The 17,358-nt window shown below is 37.9% G+C and carries 16 protein-coding genes; 2 read left to right on the forward strand and 14 right to left on the reverse strand.

What is annotated here, in order from left to right; genetic code table 11:
* Nucleotides 1-5: 5 nt before the first annotated feature.
* From BTHG_RS18525 to BTHG_RS18535, 3 genes are all read right to left on the reverse strand, one after another.
* Nucleotides 6-272, reverse strand: a complete 267-nt coding sequence (locus BTHG_RS18525; RefSeq protein ID WP_010678229.1) for an IreB family regulatory phosphoprotein — start codon at nt 270-272, stop codon at nt 6-8.
* A 146-nt stretch (nt 273-418) separates the two neighbouring features.
* On the reverse strand, nt 419-3,052 hold the full coding sequence (gene alaS, locus BTHG_RS18530) for an alanine--tRNA ligase (protein ID WP_010678230.1): 2,634 nt from the start codon (nt 3,050-3,052) through the stop codon (nt 419-421).
* Nucleotides 3,053-3,464: 412 nt separating this feature from the next.
* Complete coding sequence (locus BTHG_RS18535; RefSeq protein WP_010678231.1) at nt 3,465-4,538, reverse strand: AI-2E family transporter; 1,074 nt, start codon at nt 4,536-4,538, stop codon at nt 3,465-3,467.
* A 125-nt stretch (nt 4,539-4,663) separates the two neighbouring features.
* Between BTHG_RS18535 and BTHG_RS18540 the strand changes: the two genes are divergently transcribed.
* On the forward strand, nt 4,664-5,584 hold the full coding sequence (locus BTHG_RS18540; RefSeq protein ID WP_010678232.1) for a nuclease-related domain-containing protein: 921 nt from the start codon (nt 4,664-4,666) through the stop codon (nt 5,582-5,584).
* Nucleotides 5,585-5,907: 323 nt separating this feature from the next.
* Here BTHG_RS18540 and BTHG_RS26380 read toward each other — a convergent pair whose 3' ends face one another.
* The 9 genes from BTHG_RS26380 to BTHG_RS18585 all read right to left on the reverse strand — a co-directional run bounded on the left by BTHG_RS26380 (nt 5,908) and on the right by BTHG_RS18585 (nt 13,752).
* Nucleotides 5,908-6,039 carry a YrzQ family protein gene (locus BTHG_RS26380; RefSeq protein WP_010678233.1) on the reverse strand — a complete coding sequence of 44 codons (132 nt, stop codon included), beginning with the start codon at nt 6,037-6,039 and terminating at the stop codon, nt 5,908-5,910.
* A 24-nt stretch (nt 6,040-6,063) separates the two neighbouring features.
* On the reverse strand, nt 6,064-6,252 hold the full coding sequence (locus tag BTHG_RS18550; protein ID WP_010678234.1) for a hypothetical protein: 189 nt from the start codon (nt 6,250-6,252) through the stop codon (nt 6,064-6,066).
* 197 nt (nt 6,253-6,449) lie between these two features.
* On the reverse strand, nt 6,450-6,929 hold the full coding sequence (locus BTHG_RS18555; protein WP_010678235.1) for a PRC-barrel domain-containing protein: 480 nt from the start codon (nt 6,927-6,929) through the stop codon (nt 6,450-6,452).
* Nucleotides 6,930-7,034: 105 nt separating this feature from the next.
* A complete protein-coding gene (gene recD2 / locus BTHG_RS18560) occupies nt 7,035-9,437 on the reverse strand; it encodes an SF1B family DNA helicase RecD2 (protein WP_010678236.1) in 2,403 nt (800 codons plus the stop codon).
* A 19-nt stretch (nt 9,438-9,456) separates the two neighbouring features.
* Nucleotides 9,457-10,119: a tetratricopeptide repeat protein gene (locus BTHG_RS18565; RefSeq protein WP_010678237.1), complete on the reverse strand. Its 663-nt coding sequence runs from the start codon at nt 10,117-10,119 to the stop codon at nt 9,457-9,459.
* An 84-nt stretch (nt 10,120-10,203) separates the two neighbouring features.
* Nucleotides 10,204-11,319, reverse strand: coding sequence for a tRNA 2-thiouridine(34) synthase MnmA (mnmA, locus tag BTHG_RS18570; protein WP_026021893.1), 1,116 nt, complete (start codon nt 11,317-11,319; stop codon nt 10,204-10,206).
* Between the two features lie 8 nt (nt 11,320-11,327).
* Nucleotides 11,328-12,470: a cysteine desulfurase family protein gene (locus BTHG_RS18575; protein ID WP_010678239.1), complete on the reverse strand. Its 1,143-nt coding sequence runs from the start codon at nt 12,468-12,470 to the stop codon at nt 11,328-11,330.
* 181 nt (nt 12,471-12,651) lie between these two features.
* Nucleotides 12,652-13,065 (reverse strand): cysteine metabolism transcriptional regulator CymR, encoded by a 414-nt coding sequence (gene cymR / locus BTHG_RS18580; protein WP_010678240.1) that lies wholly within the window; start codon nt 13,063-13,065, stop codon nt 12,652-12,654.
* A 15-nt stretch (nt 13,066-13,080) separates the two neighbouring features.
* Nucleotides 13,081-13,752 carry a YczE/YyaS/YitT family protein gene (locus BTHG_RS18585; RefSeq protein ID WP_010678241.1) on the reverse strand — a complete coding sequence of 224 codons (672 nt, stop codon included), beginning with the start codon at nt 13,750-13,752 and terminating at the stop codon, nt 13,081-13,083.
* 180 nt (nt 13,753-13,932) lie between these two features.
* Between BTHG_RS18585 and BTHG_RS18590 the strand changes: the two genes are divergently transcribed.
* On the forward strand, nt 13,933-15,234 hold the full coding sequence (locus tag BTHG_RS18590; RefSeq protein WP_010678242.1) for a replication-associated recombination protein A: 1,302 nt from the start codon (nt 13,933-13,935) through the stop codon (nt 15,232-15,234).
* 25 nt (nt 15,235-15,259) lie between these two features.
* Here BTHG_RS18590 and BTHG_RS18595 read toward each other — a convergent pair whose 3' ends face one another.
* Together BTHG_RS18595 and BTHG_RS18600 are read right to left on the reverse strand one after the other, a co-directional pair.
* Nucleotides 15,260-16,201 (reverse strand): ABC transporter permease, encoded by a 942-nt coding sequence (locus BTHG_RS18595; RefSeq protein WP_026021894.1) that lies wholly within the window; start codon nt 16,199-16,201, stop codon nt 15,260-15,262.
* Nucleotide 16,202: 1 nt separating this feature from the next.
* Nucleotides 16,203-17,123: an ABC transporter ATP-binding protein gene (locus BTHG_RS18600; RefSeq protein ID WP_010678244.1), complete on the reverse strand. Its 921-nt coding sequence runs from the start codon at nt 17,121-17,123 to the stop codon at nt 16,203-16,205.
* Nucleotides 17,124-17,358: the final 235 nt, after the last annotated feature.

Below are 17,358 nucleotides of genomic sequence, written 5' to 3' on the forward strand. Positions count from 1 at the left end.
TCGTTTTACCCCTCACGATGGATCTTTAAATAAGATTTTACTAACTCCTCGATTATTTCATCTCGTTCAAGCTTTCGGATAATATTTCTTGCATCATTGTGACGCGGAATGTAAGCTGGGTCTCCGGATAATAAGTACCCAACAATTTGATTGATTGGATTATATCCTTTTTCTTGAAGAGCATCATAGACATTGAATAGTACTTCATTTACATTTGTTTCAACTGGTTCCTCAGGAAAGTTGAATTTCATTGTTTTATCAAATGAGCTCAAGTTTTGCACCTCACTCTCAGGTTCTGGTGTTTGAATCCGTGCATGTAAATCTTACCATTCATTGTACACTAATCACAACTAAATAGAAACAAGAAGTGACAATTTGTATCATCCTTTTTAACCAGGATGATACAAAATGATTGTTTTTAGATGTTATTTACCCATTCTTCTACAAATTGCAATGCAGATTCTAGCTGATCTGGGTTTTTACCACCCGCTTGTGCCATGTCTGGTCGGCCACCACCACCGCCACCACAGCGAGTAGCAACTTCCTTGATTAATTTGCCAGCATGGAAGCCTTTTTCAATCAAATCCTTTGTTACTCCAGCTGTTATGTTTACCTTATCTTCGTTCACAGAGCCTAATACAATTACTGCTGAACCTAGCTTTTGCTTTAAGTCATCAACCATTCCACGAAGATTATTCATATCTTGGGCATTTACTTTGCTATATAAAACAGTTACACCATTAATTTCTTTTGCTTTATCAACTAAACTACCTGCCTCAATATTCCCAAGCTTCGCTGAAAGTGATTCATTTTCACGATGTAAATTGCGAACTTCATGCTGTAAGGCTTCAATACGAGTTGATACTTCAGCTGGCTTTGTTTTTAAAAGATTTGCAGCTTCTTGAAGCATTTTAACTTGGTCATTGATTACATGGTATGCTGCTTTACCAGTTACAGCTTCAATACGACGTGTACCTGCCCCAATACCTGACTCAGAAACAATCTTGAATAATCCGATTGTTGAAGTATTCGGTACATGGCATCCACCACAAAGCTCTAAACTATAATCACCTACTTGAACAACCCGAACAATATTACCGTACTTTTCACCGAATAAGGCCATTGCACCCATCGCCTTTGCTTCACTTAGAGATTTATAATCAATTTGAACAGGAATACTACCCCAAATTTTTTCATTCACAATAGATTCAATTTGTTCAAGTTCTTCTGGTTTAATTTGACCAAAATGTGAGAAGTCAAAACGTAAACGATTCGAAGTTACAAGTGAACCTGCTTGGTTAACATGGACCCCTAGCACATCTTTTAATGCCTGATGTAATAGGTGTGTTGCCGTGTGGTTTTTAATAACCCCTCCACGATTTTCTTGATCAACTTTTGCAAACAGTTGGTCGCCTTTCGATAAATTACCCTTTTCAACAAGAACTCGGTGAAGATTTTGTCCATTTGGTGCTTTTTGTACATCTTTCACTACAAGCCTTGTATTTTCATTCTCGATAGTACCTTCATCAGCGATTTGTCCACCGCTCTCCGCATAAAAAGGTGTTTTATCTAAAATGAGCTGGATCTCTTCACCTTCGTTTGCCTTCTCAACGATTTCCCCGTCTTTAACCATAACAAGAACGGTTGATTTTGCTTCAAGTTCATCATATCCAACAAAAGTACTGTCTACTTTTATCTCGCCAAGAACTCCACTTTGAACTTGCATAGAATCCACATCTTGACGAGCAGATCTAGCTCTTTCACGTTGATTTTCCATTTCTCGTTCAAAACCATCGTGATCTACCTTCATGCCTTCTTCTTCAGCATATTCTTCTGTTAGTTCTACCGGAAAACCATACGTATCATATAAGCGGAAGACATCCTCGCCAGAAATAGTGTTATTTCCCTTTTCTTTTTCCTTCTGAATCACATTTGATAGAATCGCAAGTCCATCATGTAGTGTTTCATGGAAACGCTCCTCTTCTGTCTTCACTACTTTTTGAATAAATTCAGTCTTTTCTTTTACTTCCGGATAAAAATCAACCATGATCTCGCCAACAACCGGAACTAGTTCATACATGAATGGACGATTAATTGAAATCTTTTTGGCATAACGTACAGCACGTCTTAATAATCTTCGGATGACATAGCCTCTTCCTTCATTTGATGGAAGTGCTCCGTCTCCTACTGCAAATGTAACCGTACGAATGTGGTCGGCAATAACCTTAAATGCTTCATCCTTTTCATTTGCTTGTCCATATTTTTCACCAGAGATTGCTTCAGTTGCCTCGATAATCGGCATAAAGAGGTCAGTGTCAAAGTTTGTAGGCACATTTTGAATGACTGAGCACATTCTTTCAAGACCCATTCCTGTATCAATATTCTTTTTTGGAAGTGGCGTATATGTGCCATCTGGATTATGGTTAAATTGTGAGAACACAAGGTTCCAAATTTCTAGATAACGTTCATTTTCCCCACCTGGGTATAACTCTGGATCTTTCGGATCATTTCCGAACTCTTCCCCACGGTCAAAGAAAATTTCTGTGTTTGGACCACTCGGACCTTCCCCAATATCCCAGAAGTTACCCTCTAAGCGGACAATACGCTCCTCCGGAATCCCGATTTTTTTGTGCCAAAGCTCAAAAGCCTCTTCGTCTTCCGGATGAATCGTTACAGAGAGCTTTTCTTGGTCGAAACCAATCCAATCCTTGCTTGTTAAGAACTCCCAAGCCCATTCAATTGCTTCTTCTTTAAAATAATCACCAATGGAGAAATTCCCTAGCATTTCAAAGAAGGTATGGTGGCGTGCTGTTTTACCGACATTCTCAATATCGTTTGTCCGAATCGACTTTTGTGCATTACATATTCTTGGATTCTGTGGAATGACACGTCCATCAAAGTATTTTTTTAATGTTGCAACACCACTATTAATCCAAAGTAAAGATGGATCTTCATGTGGAACCAGGGAAGCACTTGGTTCAATTGAATGCCCCTTTGATTTGAAAAAATCTAAAAACATTTGTCGTACTTGAGCCGATGTTAACTGTTTCATTTCATAACCTCCACTTTCATTTTAGACATAAAAAAATACTCTAATCCCCTAAAAAACAGGGACGAGAGTATGCTCGCGGTACCACCCTGATTATGGACATACTGTTACAGCAAAACTAGGCTTGTAAAACAAGCAAGATTTAGCTGAACAAAAAAATATCGTCCATCACCTTCGTATATTGATAACGGTATTCACCGGTAGGTTTTCCTACACTCAGGAGTAGCGTTCTGTTACCCTTCATCGCAGAATTTCTCTCAGCCTTGGAAATCCCTCTCTGGTTTGATGGTACTGTAACATACTGATTCCTTCATAGTTTTCTTTCGTAGTGATGTAATTGTCACTTTATGTATTATCTAGTTTCTTGTCAATTATATTCAAGTCAAAAATGTTTGTCAATGTTGATGATAATGTGTTAGTGTTCTTTCCGAGTCACTGTAAAATGTTGTTTTGCGTGAACGAAAAATACCTTCAAGATTGCAACAATCGGTACAGCAGTAATGAGGCCGACAACTCCACCAATCTCTCCACCTAATAATAGTGCCGCAATAATCACAATTGGGTGTAATCGGAGGCTTTTACCAACAATTAAGGGTGATAGCAGGTTTCCTTCAATAAACTGAAGTCCAAAGACAACTACCACTACAATAATCAGCATTTTTATTGAAATTGTAGCCGCAATAATCGCTGCAGGAATAGCACCAATAATAGGACCAAAGTACGGGATGATATTGGTGACCCCAACAATACTTCCAAAAAGGAGTGGATATTTCATGCCAGATATCCAAAACGCTACTGAAGCTGTTGTTCCGACAAGAAGACAAACAATCAACTGTCCTCTAATATAATTTCCTAATGATTCATCAACATCTCGGAAGAAAAGCTGACCTGATTTTCTGAGACTCCGCGGTGTAATATACCACAATGCCTTTATCATCTGGTCGTAATCCTTTAACATATAAAAAACGATGAACGGAATAATCGCGATTATAAAAATCGAATTGAGCAACCCCTTTAAAAACTCGATTGTCCTTGACAGTAAATAGTCCACATAGTTTTCGACCGAATAAAGTATTTCATCAAGCTGACCGTGAATAAAAGCAGGAAGTTGTGAACTTCCTGCTTCAATTTCTTTTAGCCAAACCCTATAGGTTTTACTAAATTCCGGGAAGCTTTCGGCAAGGTCCTTAAGCTGTGCAAGAATCACCGGTATTCCTTTGTATATACCAAATCCAATTCCTCCGAAAAAAAGCAAGTAAATGAGTAAAATCGCTAACGACCTTGGCATTCCACGATGACTTATTTTTTCAATGATGGGATGCAGTAAGTATGTAATAAAAACAGAAATAATAAAAGGAGCTAAAAATGTTTTAACGATAGACAAAATTGGGAGCCAGATTGGAGCTAATTTTAAAAAGATAAAGATCGTTAAAAAAGATAGTAATACTAACGATAATCTAAAGATCCATTTGACTCTATTTTCGTTCATTTGTTTTCACTCCCTTGCTAGTAGTTTTTGGAATTCATGTGGTTTTATACAGAATGTGAGAGTGACAGAAAATATTGTAAAAAGACAGATCGTTTTGTAAAATACTGATGAAAGGAAGTGGTAGTTTGGTCATTAAACCACGTGGCGAAAATGTTGAATTAAAGTTATTACGATTATTACGAGTTCGCAAGAGGTTAGAGGAAAAAGACGAGAACAACTACATATACCTCGAAAAAGGCAAGTTCAGCGAAAAACTTTTTGATCAGTATCTATTAGGCCTCACAAATGAATTCCTCATTTTAAACAACCTTCTTCTTGAGGTAAACAACACCCTATTTCAGATTGACTCCTTACTAATTACTCAAAAGAAAATCTTTATCTTTGAAGTAAAAAAACACGAAGTCGATTTTTATATTGTAAAAGACCGCTGGTATATGCTCTCCGGAAAAGAAATCAAAAATCCACTCATTCAAGTTATACGTAGTGAATCATTGTTTAGACAACTTCTTCAAGAATTGAGATTTAGTGTTATGTTGGATCTAAAATTGTTTTTATCAACCCAGAATTTTTTCTCTATGAGGCTCCGACTAAAGGTCCATTTGTATTTCATCCGTCAACTTGGCAGACTTTTAAAAAATTTAGATTCGTATGATGCTCCAAGGGTGTCTGGGGGTCATATGAGATTAGCCGACAAATTGGTATCCTTACATATTACGGATAATCCTTATTCGCGGTTGCCTGTGTACACATATGAGGAATTGGAGAAGGGGATTATTTGTCAGCGTGGGTGTTTTCATCTTGAAGATACAAATAGACATACCTTGGTTTGTAACAAATGTGGCTTTATTGAGGACAAAGAAGCAGCAATATTAAGGAGTATTGAAGAATTTAGGTTTCTGTTTCCTGAAAAACGTATAACAGTGGATGTTATTTATAATTGGTGTCAGGTTATTAGATCTAAAAGGTTGATACGAGAGATTTCATCTAAAAATTTTGAGTTAGTTTTGTTTGGAAGGGGTTCTTATTATGTAGATAAGAAGAGGTAAAATTTGATTTAGATGAGGCTATCTGGATTTGTACTAGTAGGCTCAATTCAAAATATTTCTAGTTGTGTGTGCATTTTTTATTTACCGGTCCAGTATTTCCAGATTTTATGAAATTGCGTGTCTCTTGCTTGCCTTTGCTGGTCCGGCATTTCCTAATTTCAACCAATAGTATACCTCTTTCTTTCTTTAACTGGTCCACTATCCTCTATTTTATCCAATTACGTTCCTCTTTCTGGTCCACCACTATCCAGGCGCGTGCCTCTTTCTCCCACCCAAACGAACAAAAACCCCACATCTGTGGGGTTTTTGTTTTTCTATACATATTAAAACATTTTCGTAATGCGTTTACGCATTTTTTTCATATTGCGCGCAGACATAATATCCGTTCTTTGCATAATTCCGTATGCCGCAGCACCTAGACCCATAGTGATAAGAGAAGTCATTGCTTTATTCATAACCTCTTCACCCCTTGTTTAGGATTACATACTGATCCTTCTGTCGTCTTCAGCAAACAGATCATCCAACGAACTGAGTGTGCCATCTTCCTCTACCTGATGTGTAAATATTTGTCCTTTATTTACAGAGAGTTCGATAAAACATCCCCAGCAGTAATATTGGTTTACACCAATTTTACCAATATCTTTACTTTTACAATTTGGGCACTTCACAGGGTACACCTCACATCATGGAATTCCTAATCAAATGTGCCTTGCGTAATGACGCCCGATTTTTTTAAGCCCACTCGAGGTGGGTCACAAAGATATTGTCACAAAGAACGTGGCATTCTTAGTCTTTGATCCTATGCTTGAAAAATCTTGGCATCCGCTGGAGGCTTTAACTTGATTTAGCCGAAGTTTTGGCTGCATTAAGTTATTGATACGACGATGACATCTTCACCAATTTTTATAGGTTGGGTTGTTTTGACAACCTTTTTCCCTTCTGTTATATCAGCAAAAAAGCCATCCGTTACTTCATACCCTATAATCGTGCCCACTTCTTCTGAAAAATATACATCTTCAAGTAAGCCTAATTTTTGCCCTTCTGAGGACAATAAAGGCTTTCGGAATAATCCATGATGAGTGTGTAAAAAATAAGTGGGTGTATCGGACTCGTTGTCCATCCGCTCTAACAGCGTTTTGTCTGTAACCATAACACCATCATCTCCAATTGAGGAGATGCTTTGGATGGGGACTACTCGGTCTCGTTCAAATAGCCCTTTTCCCTTCATAATCAAAGCATTCACTTTGCCATCTGATGTGATACAAAGATCAGAAACCCTACCAAGCACCTCGGCAGAAGTTTCATCATAGACCGGTAAATCCTTGAGTAGTGAGAATGTCCGCAAAGATTATCGCCACCTTTCCGAACATTACTTATCATTTACGTTCAGGTACCATCCCATACTGCACAAGAGTTTCCAAAAAAAGAGCTGGTTTCCCAGCTCCAGCTCTTATTCACTTTCCATGAAATCATAAGGAGTGATTCCCTCCATTCCGATATTCGGATCGGTTTGGAAAATGATATCGTAATAGGTTTTCGCTTCTTCCGGAACAGTTACATTCCCGTCCTCCATAATACCAAATGAAGCTTTCAACTTTTCACATAATGATGTTTGGCGATTTGTATCATTTCCACGTTGTACACCTTGCCTTAAAGCGTCCTCTTCTCCACAAAGAATCAAAAAGTTTTTAGCTCTTGTTATAGCCGTGTATATGAGGTTACGGCGTAGCATGCGATAATAGCCTTTAACAATTGGTAAAATCACGATGGGAAATTCACTCCCCTGTGATTTGTGGATGGAACAGCAGTATGCATGTGTAATCTGGTTTAGGTCTTGTTTTGTATAGGTGACTTCATTACCTTCAAAATTGACAACGACCATATCCTGTTTTTCTGTATTTTCCTTTGCATAAAAAATGGACTCAATTTCTCCGATATCACCATTAAACACATTGTTTTCTGGCTGATTCACTAATTGGAGTACCTTATCGCCCCTGCGGTAAATGATATCCCCATATTTTAATTCTCGTTTACCATGTACAGGAGGATTAAAAAGTTCTTGGAGCATGACGTTTAAACTGTCTATGCCAGCAGGCCCACGATACATTGGTGCTAAAACCTGAATGTCCTTTACGGAGAATCCCTTTCTTTTTGCATTATCTGAAACTTGCCTAACCACTTCAAGCACCTGATTTTGGTAACATTTTAAGAAAGAACGATCCTTTTTCGGTGAAGAGATATCTGGTGGCAGTACACCCTTTTTAATATCATGAGCCAATTCAATAATAGAAGAACCCTCAGATTGCCGATAAATATCAGTTAAACGGACAGTCGGTAAAACTTCTGATGCCAATAAATCTTTTAAAACTTGACCCGGTCCAACTGAAGGCAATTGGTCTTCATCTCCTACAAGAACAACTTGAATATGTTCAGGGAGTGATTTGAAAAGCTGGTTGGCTAACCAAATATCAACCATTGAAACCTCGTCAACAATCAACAACTTTCCACTTATCGGGTTGTCCTCATCATGACTGAAGCCTTCTACACCGTTCCACCCTAATAGTCGATGAATGGTAACTGCTGGTAGCCCTGTAGATTCGCTCATCCGTTTTGCCGCACGACCAGTTGGTGCAACTAATAAGATAGGAAATGGATTTTCAGAGTTATAATCCTTAGGATCCAACGAACAGCCGTGCAACTCTCCGTATAATTCCACAATTCCTTTGATAACGGTGGTTTTTCCAGTTCCTGGTCCGCCAGTTAAGAGAAGCATTGGAGACATTAGTGCCTTTTGAATCGCATCTTTTTGAGAAGGTGCATATTGGACTTTAATTCTTTCCTCCAGTGCACCAAGTGCTAGCAGAAACTCAGACTCGGGAAAAATATCCTCGTATTCGGTTTGTTCCATAACTCGTTTAATATTAGTGATTAGTCCTTTTTCAGAAAAATAAAGGGAAGGGAGGTAGACCTTATCATCTTCAATAATGAGTTTGCTCTCTTCTGTTAAATTAATCATTTCCTGTGAAATATCGGTTGCAATAATTTGTTCTCGACTGTTTTGTTCCAATAAATTTTGGACGCGGATGATTAACTCTTCTACCGCAAGATAAACATGACCATCTTGTAATGAGTCTTGTTCAAGTATGTATAAACACCCTGCTTTAATCCGATCAGGATGGTTTCCGGAAATGCCCAGTTGGCGTCCCAATTCATCTGCTCTTCCAAAACCAACTCCTTCTATATCCTCCACTAATTTATATGGACGATGTTGAAGAATTTCAAGGGTCTGTTCTTTATATACTTGATAAATCTTCATCGATAGTTGAGGACCAAAGCCATATTGGGAAAGACCAATCATGATTTGTTCAAGCCCTTGGTGATGTTGAAGAGTTTCATAAATCTCTTTGGCTTTGTCTGTTGAAAGTTTATCAACCTTCTCCAAAATAGATGGGTTAGCCATAATTTTAGAGATGGCCCCTTCTCCAAGTGTTTCTACAATTTTTTCTGCTGTCTTAGTTCCGATTCCTTTAAATAGATCACTTGAAAGGTATTGGACGATTCCTTGCTTTGTATGTGGGATTTCTTTTTGGAATTGTTCAACATGGAACTGGATACCAAATCGTGGGTGCTCTTTTAAGCGACCAAAAAAGATATAGGTTTCATTTTCATGCATGCGAGGGAAATACCCGGTTACAACTGCTTCTTTTTCACTATACTCTTCATTTGTTTCCTGAAGTCTAATGCGAACAACAGAATATAAATTTTGTTCATTATGAAATATCGTCACTAAATGAGTGCCCTTCATAAATTTTCGTTGTTCACTAAATAAATCTAAAGATTCCTGCTGTTCCATAAGTATCCCCTCCCCTCATTTATTCACTTAAAGCGTCACTAACAATCTTTTTACCATTTGCCGCAAGGACATGTTCTGGTTGAATCTTTAACGCTTTTTCAAACATTTCGAGTGCTTTTTTATTATCGTTTTTAAAACCAGCATAGGCTACACCCAAATTGTAAAAAGCATCCGAATGCGCAGGTTCCAATTCAATTACACGAAGGAATGTGTTTATCGCTTCATCAATAACAGATTCACCTGCTAAGCAGAGACCGTACTGAAATAATGCATCAACATCATTTTCATTTAACTCAACCGCACGCTTCATATAAGGCATTGCCAACTTTGTCTGACCAAGTTGAATCAAAGTCATTCCTAGCATAAAATATGTATCGCTATTGTCTACACCTGCTTTTATGGCTTTTTCAAACATATCTTTTGCTTTCATGAAATCTTCTTGATTGTACAAAAGACTACCTATTCCGTAATAAGCCGTTCCCAGTTCCTTGTCCATTTCTAGTGCTTTATTAAAAAAAGCAATTGCTCGTTCAGGATCTCCTACTGCTGATAATAAATTCCCGAAATTCACATAATAAATAGGCTCTTTAGGGTTTTCTTCGATGGCTTGTGAAAAACATTTTGCAGCTTCTTCGTAATTTCCCTCTTGCATATATTCAATACCTTGTTTATTTAAATCCAATGTTATTCAACTCCAATTAACTTTTGTGCAGTTCATATTATAACATAGGAAAACCCCAACCCTAAAGCTAGAGTTGAGGTTTCTTCAGCCAACATACGTTAAGCGTTCGCCATTTTTAAAGACTTTATCAATTGTCGCTCCACCAAGACATTCATCCCCATTGTAAAACACAACAGCTTGTCCAGGTGTTACCGCGCGGATAGGCTCATCGAAAATCACTTTTACTGTATTTTCGTCAACCTTTTGAACAGTAACAGCATTGTCCTGTTGACGGTATCGGAATTTAGCCGTACATTTCACATCTTTTTCTGGTCTGTTATCTGACACCCAGCTTACATTCGTAGCTAAGATGGAATCAGAATAGAGGTATTCATTGTGAAAACCTTGGTCAACATAGAGAATATTTTTCTCTAGGTCTTTACCGATTGCAAACCATGGTTCACCACTTCCACCAATGCCTAGGCCGTGACGTTGACCAATTGTATAATACATTAAACCATCATGCTTACCCTTTACTTCACCTGATAAGGTCATCATTTCACCTGGTTGAGCAGGTAAATAATTGCCTAAGAACTCTTTAAAATTACGTTCACCGATAAAGCAAATACCGGTACTATCCTTTTTTGTGGCAGTCGCAAGGTTCGCATTTTTTGCAAGCTCACGCACCTTTGGTTTTTCAATATTACCGATTGGAAACATTACTTTTGAAAGTTGATCCTGAGTAAGTTGATTTAGAAAATAGGTTTGATCCTTATTTTCATCAACACCGCGAAGCATTTTGTATTCACCGTCTCTATTTTCAACTTGAGCATAGTGGCCAGTTGCTAAGTAATCCGCACCAAGCGTTAAAGCATGCTCTAAAAAGGCTTTAAATTTGATTTCTTTATTACACATTACATCAGGATTTGGCGTTCTGCCTGCTTTATATTCATCCAAAAAATAGGTAAACACTTTATCCCAATATTGCTTTTCAAAATTGACTGCATAATAAGGAATACCGATTTGGTTGCAGACGCGAATCACATCTTCATAATCCTCCGTTGCTGTACAAACACCATTCTCATCGGTATCATCCCAGTTTTTCATAAATATCCCGATGACGTCATAGCCCTGTTCTTTTAATAAAAGTGCCGCTACAGAGGAGTCAACTCCTCCAGACATTCCGACCACAACACGGGTATCTTTTGGATCCTTCATAATTCCACCTCCTATTTCGTTAATCGTGTGACGATTTTTGCTGTTTCTAATGCTGCCGTTTTAATTTCATCCATTGTATTTCCAAGACCGAAACTAAAACGGATGGACGAAGTAATTCGGTCTGAATCTTTTCCAAACATAGCAACTAGTACATGTGAAGGGTCAATCGACCCAGCAGTACATGCAGACCCGCTTGAAGCGGCAATCCCTGATAAGTCAAGGTTCACTAACATTGACTCGACATTTGTTCCAGGAAAATAAATATTTAATACATGTGGAAGGGATTTGGATAGATCACCATTTACTTCAAATGAAATATCCTGCTCTTTTAAGATTGAAATAAATTTCTTCTTAAAGTCCACGTATAATGCCGCTTTTTCGTTCATAGTTTGTTTTGCTAATGTTGCTGCTGTTTGTAAACCAACAATCCCAGCAACATTCTCCGTACCAGCACGTCGTTTCTTTTCTTGTTCGCCACCAAATAAAAGTGGAGCTACCTTTTTACCTTCTCTCATAAATAAAAATCCGGTTCCCTTAGGACCATTGATTTTATGAGCAGAAACAGAAAGTAAATCAAGATTGTACTGATTCACATCTATATCAACCAGTCCGTATGCCTGAACAGCATCAGTATGGAATACAGCCTGATGCTTTTGAAGGAGTTCTCCAATTTCCTTGATTGGTTGCAAAGCCCCTACTTCATTATTGCCAAACATGATTGTAACAAGAATGGTTTCCGGTGTTAATGCCGCTTCAACATCCTTTACAGAAATAAGTCCAGCTTCATTAACTGGTAAATACGTAACTGTATAGCCTTGCTTTTCAAGTTGTTCACATGTATGAAGAACAGCGTGATGTTCAATAGCAGACGTAATAATATGTTTGCCTTTTTCCTGCATAGCTAAGGCTGTTCCCATTATTGCTAAATTATCTGCTTCTGTACCGCCGCTTGTAAAAACGATCTCATTTGGTTTCGCATGAATACTAGTAGCAATCGTTTGTCTTGCCTCATCAACGGCATGGCGGCTTTTACGGCCAAAGTAATGAATGCTTGACGGATTACCAAAGATTTCTGTCATGTATGGAAGCATACTTTCTACAATATCAGGGTGCATGGGCGATGTAGCTGCATGGTCTAAATAAATATGTTGCATAATGCGCCCTCCTTTATTTTTTCAAATGCGCCTTAGCGTATTTACGCCCGATTTTTCTCGAGTACACTCGAGAAATTTCCTTGCAAAAATCGTGGCATCCGCCGGAGGCTTTAACCCTATTTCATCTAAAAATGCTACGATAAAATAAGGTTAATGACTTTAAGATTATTGCATATTTTGATTAGATATAAAACATATATGCATCGTTACCATCGCTATGGCTTGCGAGGTCTTCAAGTGTTGTACTATCTAGCACTTCTTTTACAGCATCTCGAATTCGTATCCATAATTCCCTTTTTGCAGGTTCTTCATCCTCTAAAACTTCTACCGGGCTAATAGGCCCCTCAAGGACAAGGATGACATCACCTGCCGTAATTTTTTCAGGCTCATCTCCAAGAATATATCCTCCATATGCACCACGAATACTTTTTACCAAGCCTGCATTGCGTAAGGGAGAAATTAATTGTTCAAGATAATGTTCGGAAAGCTCGTGTTTGGCAGCAATCGATTTTAATGAGATAGGGCCTTTGCCATGATTTTTTGCTAGTTCAATCATGATTGTTAGTCCATATCTTCCCTTTGTTGATATTTTCATTCTTTACACCCCTAATTAATTACTGAAATGATTTATCTCGATAACTGGTGTTTTCTCCAGTTTGCGTTTCAATCTAACATACATTCTTTCACATTGTGGCAATGCAAATCCTGCGATATAACCTATACCCACACAATATATTAATGTTCCAACGAAAACAGGCCCTCCTAACAACCAACCTATCGTTAGTACAATAATTTCCATTCCTGAACGAATATATTGCACTTTCCACTTAGAAAGTTCGGTTAGTGCTAACATCAGACTGTCTCGTGGACCGGCTCCCACTTTAGCCGAAATATAAATTCCCATTCCATAGCCGTTAATGATAAGTCCTACTAGCAGCATCATGATTTTTCCAATAAAACTTTCAGGAGTTACGAGGTACGGAACCATCATAAACATGTCAATAAAAATACCGACTGAAATCATATTTAAAAAAGCACCGATTTGAGGCAGTCGCTTTAATAATAGTGAGGAAAGGAACAAAACAAAAAAGCCGACAATAATCGACCAAGAGCCAATGGTAAGACCAATTTGTTTAAAAAGCCCAATATGCAAAACATCCCATGGTGAAGCCCCAAGGTCTGCTTTGATAATAATGACAATACCTAAGGACAAAAATAATAAACCTATAAAAAAAGTGAACCACTTCAACATGTGGTGGCTAAAGCTGGATTGTACCCGCATTTACTTCTCTCCGCCTCTCGTGTCTCTCACAGCTGTATAACACTCTCTATTTTATTGTTATATTTCTTTTAAACTCACGACATTATATCATAAATTGGAGTGCATTTGTATTTTATCAGTTGCAAACGTATGATAAAGTTGATGTAGTAACACCAGACCTTGGTTAAGGGGATGAATTTTTTGCTTTTTGAATCACTTATCGAAGCACCTTTGTCATATCGGATGCGCCCCACGCATATTGAAGAAATAATTGGGCAAAAGCACATTATCGGCAAGGATACGGCCCTTTATAAAATGATTACGAATGGACATGTTCCATCCATATTACTCTATGGGGAACCTGGAATAGGAAAAACTTCGATTGCAACAGCAATTGCTGGAACGGTAGATATGCCATTTATCTCCATCAATGCAACAACTGCAGGAAAAAAAGATATTGAGGATGCGGTATCGACCGCTAAAGCAGAAGGAAAATTAATCCTTTTTATAGATGAGGTACATCGCTTTAACAAAGCACAGCAGGATTACTTGCTTCCACATGTTGAACGTGGCCTAATTTCATTAATTGGGGCAACAACGGAGAATCCCTTCCATGATGTAAACCCCGCTATTCGAAGTAGATGTGGTCAAATTAAAGAGCTTCGACCATTAACAAAAGAAGATATTAAGGAATTAATTCTGCGTGCTTTAACCGATTCAGAACGTGGGCTTGGGTCTATGAAAATCTCAATTTCAGAAGAAGCAATCGACATCATTTCTTCATCCACAAAGGGGGATGCGCGTTCTGCGATGAATGTGTTAGAGGATGTCGTAATGGCTTCAAAAACAAGAGAAAATGAAGAAATTGAAATTGATATTGAGCTTGTAAAGGAATGTGTAGAAAATAAGGGATTTTCCCATGATAAAGACGGCGATCTGCACTATTCATTGCTATCCAGTCTTCAAAAGAGTATTCGAGGTAGTGATGTGAACGCAGCTTTACATTACTTAGCTAGACTGATTGAAGGCGGTGATTTAGTTTCAATCTGCAGACGTCTTACGGTCATTGCCTATGAAGATATATCAATCGCTGCTCCAGAGGTTGGCGTTCATACTGTAGCAGCATGCCAAGCTGTCGAACGCTTAGGACTACCCGAAGCACGTATTCCACTTGCAAATGTTGTGATTGAACAATGTTTATCACCAAAAACAAATAGTGCGTATCGTTCTCTTGATAAGGCAATTGAAGATATTCGTAAAGGAAATATCGGGGAGATTCCAGCTCATCTCAGAGATGCCCATTATAATGGAGCAAAAGAGCTTGGTCATGGAATCGGTTATAAATACCCACATGATTACCCGAATGGATGGGTAAAACAGCAATACTTACCAGACCTATTAAAAAACAGAAAATACTTCAAACCGAAACAAAATGGACAAGAGAAGTATTTTTCAAAAGTATACGATCGACTTGAGCAATTACAAAAAGAGGGGGAGAAATAGGATTACTATTTCTTCCCCCTTTTGTTTAGGCCGCCACGTCACGTTTCGTAAAGACGAACCATGTTAATGCATTAAATAGAACAAAATAGATAATCAACATGATAATTGAAAATGTCATTGTCATTCCTTCAACTAAAACATATCCAGTAAGATATTGAGATAAATCTGTATTTGCAAACAAGATGTATTTAGCCCAATCAAACTTCGAAGCAAGTATGGCAGTTGCGTTTACACCTGCAAACATTAAGAAAATCGCTAATCCAATGGCAAGGCCACTATTTCTAAAAATCGTTGAAATCATGAAAGCAAATGTTGACATCATGATTAAATTGATTGATTTCAACCCAAAAATCCCTAGAATATGTGAAACCATATGAACTTCATGCACTGCACCATCTCTATAAACGAGGTGTGGTGTGGAGCCACCTACTCCAAAGAATATACTTCCCACTAAGAATGAAACTACAAAAAGCAGAACTAAGGAAAATAACGCAAATAGAATGGTTGCTAGATATTTAGATAGGAGGATCTTCGCTCTTGATACTGGACGAATTAACAGTAATTTAATGGTTCCCCATGTGAACTCAGATGCAACACTACTTGCCCCTACAACGATTGTAAATAATGTGATTAATGAAACAATTTCCGCAGCAATAGTCATAAAATTCCACGTCGATCTAGTATCAACCGGAGCTATGTCATGTTCGAGTCGATACTCATTTATTGCCAATTCTCGTTCTGAAATATCCTTTACCATATCCGGCAAGTCTTCATTCTCCATATCTGCCTTATACATCTCATTTTGCTGCTGTATGTTTTGTTTCCAATTTTCATCAGCAGAATCTGAAGCTGTTGCGTTCATAACGATTCCCATAACTAGTGCCGCTCCGACCAGAATAACAAGCATTATCCATGTTGAAACGCGACGGTAAATTTTCATATTTTCATTCTGAATAAGTTTGAAGATATTACCCAATTCCACTACCTCCTGTTACTTCTAAGAATCGATCTTCTAGTGATTTCGATAGCTGCATGATTCCATACACCTGAATCTCATTTTTTACAAGACTAGCATTTATTTTTGGAATCATTTCCTGATCCGTTAAAATCTCGATTCCTTTATCCGTTTGTACCACTTCAAGTGCTGAGTATTCAGTTGATAGAATTGATAATGCTTTTTCTACATAATCTACTTGAAACTGAACCCGTATACTAGCTTCTTCATTCACAAATTCGGTAACTTTTTGTACACCCACTAATTTACCATTTTGAATGATTCCAATCCGGTCACACATCATTTCCATTTCAGAAAGTAAATGACTAGAGACGATTACAGCAAGACCTTCTTCTCTAGCAAGCTTCCTGACATAATCACGAACCTCGCGAATTCCTGCAGGGTCCAATCCATTGGTTGGTTCATCCAAAATCAAAATAGAAGGGTTATGTAATAACGCTTGTGCAACTCCTAAACGCTGACGCATCCCCAGTGAGTATGTTTTGACTTTATCATTAATTCTTTTTCCTAATCCCACTAGTTCAGTCACTTCAAGAATTCTTTCTTTCGTTACACCTTTTACCATCCGAGCATAGTGAAGTAGATTTTGATAGCCTGTTAAAAATTTATACATTTCTGGGTTTTCAACAATTCCCCCAATATGCTGAACAGCTTGTTCAAAGTTTTTTGCAATATTTGTTCCTTTAATAATAACTTCACCGTCTGTAATAGACATAAGTCCAACAAGCATCCGTATGGTAGTCGTTTTCCCCGCACCGTTTGGTCCTAAAAACCCGAATACTTCTCCTGGATACACATCAAAGGTAATTCCTTTAATAATATCTTTTTTACCGATAGTTTTTTTGACGTTTTTCAACTGTAAAACTGGTTGCACACTTTTTCCCCCTAACAGTTTGTGAGATTCGTGTTAACAGAATCTCCTTCACATCTTCCGGATAATGCGATGTTACTACTTACGTATTATAAAGAAAAAAGTTCCCATTTTTTTAGGTTATAAGAGAACTTAACAATTTCTTTACATTGGTAATGCAATCATAGTACGCAATATGTAGTATTTTTGCTTTCAAAAAAACTAGTAATGTATAAAACAAAAAAAACGTGGTCATGCT

Origin of the sequence: Bacillus timonensis (assembly GCF_000285535.1) — a bacterium.
GTDB lineage: Bacteria > Bacillota > Bacilli > Bacillales > Bacillaceae_L > Ferdinandcohnia > Ferdinandcohnia timonensis.

Bases quoted from the DNA above. Each gene is read 5' to 3' on its own strand.
- cymR (WP_010678240.1), bottom strand. From the start codon at position 13,065: ATGAAAATATCAACAAAGGGAAGATATGGACTAACAATCATGATTGAA.
- recD2 (WP_010678236.1), bottom strand. From the start codon at position 9,437: ATGGAACAGCAGGAATCTTTAGATTTATTTAGTGAACAACGAAAATTT.
- BTHG_RS18575 (WP_010678239.1), bottom strand. From the start codon at position 12,470: ATGCAACATATTTATTTAGACCATGCAGCTACATCGCCCATGCACCCT.
- alaS (WP_010678230.1), bottom strand. From the start codon at position 3,052: ATGAAACAGTTAACATCGGCTCAAGTACGACAAATGTTTTTAGATTTT.
- BTHG_RS18535 (WP_010678231.1), bottom strand. From the start codon at position 4,538: ATGAACGAAAATAGAGTCAAATGGATCTTTAGATTATCGTTAGTATTA.
- BTHG_RS18585 (WP_010678241.1), bottom strand. From the start codon at position 13,752: ATGCGGGTACAATCCAGCTTTAGCCACCACATGTTGAAGTGGTTCACT.
- BTHG_RS26380 (WP_010678233.1), bottom strand. From the start codon at position 6,039: ATGAATAAAGCAATGACTTCTCTTATCACTATGGGTCTAGGTGCTGCG.